Source organism: Actinomadura sp. 7K534 (assembly GCF_004348575.1).
Lineage (GTDB): Bacteria > Actinomycetota > Actinomycetes > Streptosporangiales > Streptosporangiaceae > Spirillospora > Spirillospora livida.
In genome coordinates, this window is sequence record NZ_SMKB01000384.1 from 1 (window position 1) to 4,249 (window position 4,249).

Consider the following 4,249-nt stretch of genomic DNA (forward strand, 5'->3'; position numbering starts at 1 on the left):
CCTCGCGTCCCACCGGTCGCGGGGGGACGCCCCCCGCCCCGCCCCCGGGTGCCGCCGTTCATCGAGTGGGCGAACACCGGCGGGACGCTCTCGCCCGCGTGGAACAGCCGGGTGAGCAGGGCGTCCGGCAGCGCCAGCGGCCGGAAGACCCCGCGGATCTCGCGGTCCGGGCCGATCGGCTCGGGCTGGAACCGCATGACGGGCAGCAGCGCGGAGGCGTCGCGCCGGGCCGGGTCCACCACCGCGACCTCGGTGATCCGCCGCGACCCGTCCGGGCCGCGGCTCAGCTGGACGACCACGTCGACGGCACTGGCGATCTGGTCGCGGATCGCCTCGAACGGCAGCTTGACGTCGCTCATGCTGGCCAGCGTCTGGAGGCGGTGCACGGTGTCCTCCGTCGAGTTGGCGTGCACCGTCACCAGCGAACCGTCATGGCCGGTGTTCATGGCCTGGAGCATGTCGAGCGTCTCGCCGCCGCGGACCTCGCCGACGATGATGCGGTCCGGGCGCATCCGCAGCGCGTTGCGGACCAGGTCGCGGATCGTGACCGCGCCCTTGCCCTCGATGTTGGGCGGGCGCGACTCCAGCGGGATGACGTGCTCCTGCCTCAACTGCAGCTCGGCGGAGTCCTCGATCGTGATGATGCGCTCGTGCTCCGGGACGAACGCCGACAGCGCGTTCAGCATCGTCGTCTTGCCGGTGCCGGTGCCGCCCGAGATGACCAGGTTCAGCCGGGCCCGGACGAACGCGGCCAGCAGCATCCCCGTCGCCGGGTCCATCGACCGCAGCTCCACGAGCTCCTCGATCGAGTACGCCCGGGGAAAGCGCCGGATCGTCAGGATGGGCCCGACGAGCGACAGCGGCGGCACGATGACGTTGACCCGCTCGCCGGTCGGCAGGCGCGCGTCGACCATCGGGCTCGACTCGTCCACCCGCCGGTTGACCTGCGCGACGATCCGGTCGATGGTCTGGTAGAGCTGGTCCTCGCTGGCGAAGCCGCCGTCCAGCCGGTGCACCCGGCCGGCCCGCTCCACGAAGATCGCGTCGGGGCCGTTCACCATGATCTCGGTGACGGTCGGGTCGGCGAGCAGCGGCTCCAGCACCCCGAGGCCGAGCGCCTCGTCCACCACCCGGCGGATCAGGTTGGCGCGCTCCCCGGCGGCGAGGACCGGGCCCTCCCGCGTCACCAGCAGCCCGACGACCTTCTCCAGCCGGGCCCGCCGCTGCGCCATCGTCAGCCGCGCGAGCTCGTCGAGGTTGATCTCCTCCAGCAGCCGCTGCCGCCAGTGCTGGACGGTGTTCTTACTGGTCCGGTCGCCGGCCGACCGGTCGTCTTCCAAGCGATCTTTGAGTGCCATGGTTCACCCCAGCGGCATCGTGACGGTGCGCTTCACGGTGTAGTCCAAGGGCACGCCCTTGAAGAGGACCGGCAGCTTCGCCTCCACCCGGCAGTAGACGGCGTCCTCGCCGTCCACCGTGGTGGCTCCGCCCTCGATCCTGTAGTCGTTCAGCCACGCGGGCCGGACGTTCCGCGCGTACTCGACGCACAGCCGCGGGTCGTAGCGCTGGCTCGCCTCCCGTGCTCCGGTCCGGGCGATGTTCTCCACGCGCGACACCGTGGTGAACGAGATGTACGCCTGGAAGGAGAGGAAGATGACGAAGAACGCGATGGGCACCGAGCCCGCGAACTCCAGCGCCACGGCGCCCCTGTCGCCCGGGCGCCGGGATCGGCGCGCCGCCATGCCCCTCACCCCTCACCCTCGTCGACGATCTTCGTCCTGGTCTCGATCCCCCACGAGCTGCGCAGCCCCGGGAGGAGGATCGGGGTGTCGATGGTGACGACCGCGTAGCCGTCCACGACCTTGATGGTGAGGTGCTCGCGGTCCTTCCAGTCGCCCTTGATGCGGCCGACCGCCCGGCGCCGGACCTCCTCGCGGTTGGCCCTGGCCTCCTCGGTGTCGCGCTGGTCGTAGCCGAGCACGGCCACGGCGCGGGCCGCCTCGTTCGCCGCGTGGCTGGAGTAGGTGGACGTCAGCCCGATCAGGACGACCTGCCACACCAGGAGGAAGATGAGCACGATGAGCGGGAGGATCCCGGCGAACTCCACCGCGACCGCGCCGGCATCGCCCTGCTTCTGCCTGGCGGGCGCCGCCGCGGGCTCCGGCTGCGGGTCGGTGCCGAGCAGGCCCAGGTCCGCGGCGGCCCGGCCGACCGCCCTGCGGAAGTCGGAGTTCTTCACCGCCCCCGGGGAGCCGGTGTTCGCGGCCTCCTCCAGCGCCCGGAACACCGCCGGCACCGTGACGCCGCGCAGCGGGGAGGCGACCATCTTGCGCGCCAGGTCGGGCTGGATCTCGTTGCGCCGGTCCTGCCGGGTGAGCAGGACGCTCACGTCCTCCTCCCGGCGGATCGCGAGCCGCGCGAACATCCGCGCCAGCCGCCGCGCGGAGCGCAGCGACGGCACGTCCGGGGTCGCGACGATGACGGCCTCGTCCGCCAGCTCCACGGCCATCGCGTTCGCGTCGGCGATGTGGGTCCCGCCGTCCACGATGACGACGTCGTACCGGGACCGGATCACGGTGAGGATCTGCCGGACGGCCCGTGCCGAGATCTCCTCCGCGTCCTCGCCCTGCCCCGGCGCCAGCAGCAGGTGCGGCCCCGACGGGTGCACGAACAGGGCCTCGGCGACCACGGCCCCGTCCAGGTCGCCGGCCGCCGCGGCGAGGTCGGCGATGCTGTGCCGGTGCTGGACGTCCAGGTAGCCCGGGATGTCGCCGTTCTGCAGGTCCATGTCGACCAGGCAGACCGTCCGTCCCGCGGACGACGCGGCGATCGCGAGGTGGATCGCCAGCGTGGTCGTGCCGACGCCGCCCTTGGCGCCGCACAGCGTCACCAGCCGGGCCAGCCGGCCCGGGTGCCCCGGCACCTCGACGGAGGTGAAGTGGCGCCGCATGGTCCGCGACCACTCCGACGCCTGCTGGATGCGGTTCTGCAGTTCCGACAGCGTCGGCTCGTTCGAGATGACCCCGCGGGCGCCGGCCGCCATCGCCGCCGACAGCGTCTCCGCGGTCGCCTCGTCGGCGATCAGGATGACGGCGAGCTGCGGGCGGCGGACCACCAGGTCGCGGATCAGGTCGAGCGCGGGCAGCGGCCCGAGCGCCTGGTGCACGAGCACCACGTCCAGCTGCGGCAGGGTCGCGACCGTGCCCGCCACATGGTTGGACGACGTCTCCACCGCGACGACCTTGATGTCGGGCAGCTCGCGCAACTGGCCGGTCAGCGAGGCGGCGAGGTCGCGGTCCTCGATGCCGAGCAGGATCTGGATGCTCATCGCCGGATCACCTCGCCGGGACCGTCTCGCAGACCGGCGGGAGCTTGACGCCGTCGACGCCCGCCGCCGACCCGCCGATGAGCGCGAGCCTGATCTTGTTGGCGAAGCTCTCCTCGCGGGTGAGCTTCAGGCTGTCCGGGGCGCTGAGCGCGAACGTGATCGGCACCTGCGACTCGGTCACCGAGGAGTTCCGCTCATCCTTGACCCTGGTCTCCTGGCCGATCTGGATGACCCGGGCCGCGCTGACGATCCGCGCCGCGCAGGACTGCTGCCGCTCGCCCTGCTGCCGCTGGTACGTGGCGTAGATGTCGACGGTCATGCCCTCGTGGACCTTGCCCGCCACGCCCGTCTCCGCGTCGACCATGATGGCGATCTCGCGCTGGCCGGGCTCCAGGGAGGGGCCGGGGACGAGCATGCCGGTCTGCAGGTGGGAGCCCGCCGGGAGGTCGGCCGCGGCGACCTTGCCCTCCAGCTGGGCGATGTCGGTCACCATCGTGTCCGGGGACCACTTCTCCGGCACCCGGATGCGTTCGAGGTCGTCCGAGGTGATCGGGGTGAACGCCTTGATCGGCCGCTTGAGCTTGAGCACGTCGGTCTTCACGCCCACCTCGGCCCGGACGGAGCCGACGTATCCGATGATGCTGACGAAGACGGCAACGGCGCCGAGCGCAGCCAGGATCATCAGCAGAACTCCACGTCGCTGGCGCGGGTTCATGGGACTCCGTTTCTCGGGTCGGGGGGTCGGGGAGCGCTAGCCGGGGTGCCGCGGGCGGAAGGAGACGGTGCCGGCGCGGGGCCAGTCGTCGTCCGGCGCCGGCCGCTCGGAGGGGTCGGCCGGCCGCGGCGCGGTGCCGTTGAGCAGGTCCCCGATGGACGGCGCGCCCTCGGACGGGGGCGGCTCGGAGGGGGTCGGCTCGGAGG

General features: G+C 72.4%; 4 protein-coding genes. All 4 read right to left on the reverse strand.

Annotation, left to right across the window (positions count from 1 at the left end):
• Positions 1–1,358, reverse strand: a 1,358-nt coding sequence (locus tag E1266_RS35955; RefSeq protein ID WP_165966355.1) for a CpaF family protein, incomplete at its 3' end; no start/stop codon positions are given.
• A 3-nt stretch (positions 1,359–1,361) separates the two neighbouring features.
• Positions 1,362–1,742, reverse strand: coding sequence for a TadE/TadG family type IV pilus assembly protein (locus E1266_RS35960; RefSeq protein WP_132054866.1), 381 nt, complete (start codon positions 1,740–1,742; stop codon positions 1,362–1,364).
• A 5-nt stretch (positions 1,743–1,747) separates the two neighbouring features.
• On the reverse strand, positions 1,748–3,328 hold the full coding sequence (locus E1266_RS35965; protein WP_132054868.1) for an AAA family ATPase: 1,581 nt from the start codon (positions 3,326–3,328) through the stop codon (positions 1,748–1,750).
• A gap of 7 nt (positions 3,329–3,335) precedes the next feature.
• Entirely contained in the window at positions 3,336–4,010 is a 675-nt protein-coding gene (gene cpaB / locus E1266_RS35970; protein WP_165966356.1) for a Flp pilus assembly protein CpaB, read from the reverse strand.
• Positions 4,011–4,249: the final 239 nt, after the last annotated feature.

What these genes read in the sequence shown, in the direction of transcription:
- E1266_RS35960 (WP_132054866.1), bottom strand. Translation starts at nt 1,742, where the DNA reads ATGGCGGCGCGCCGATCCCGGCGCCCGGGCGACAGGGGCGCCGTGGCG.
- E1266_RS35965 (WP_132054868.1), bottom strand. Translation starts at nt 3,328, where the DNA reads ATGAGCATCCAGATCCTGCTCGGCATCGAGGACCGCGACCTCGCCGCC.
- cpaB (WP_165966356.1), bottom strand. Translation starts at nt 4,010, where the DNA reads ATGATCCTGGCTGCGCTCGGCGCCGTTGCCGTCTTCGTCAGCATCATC.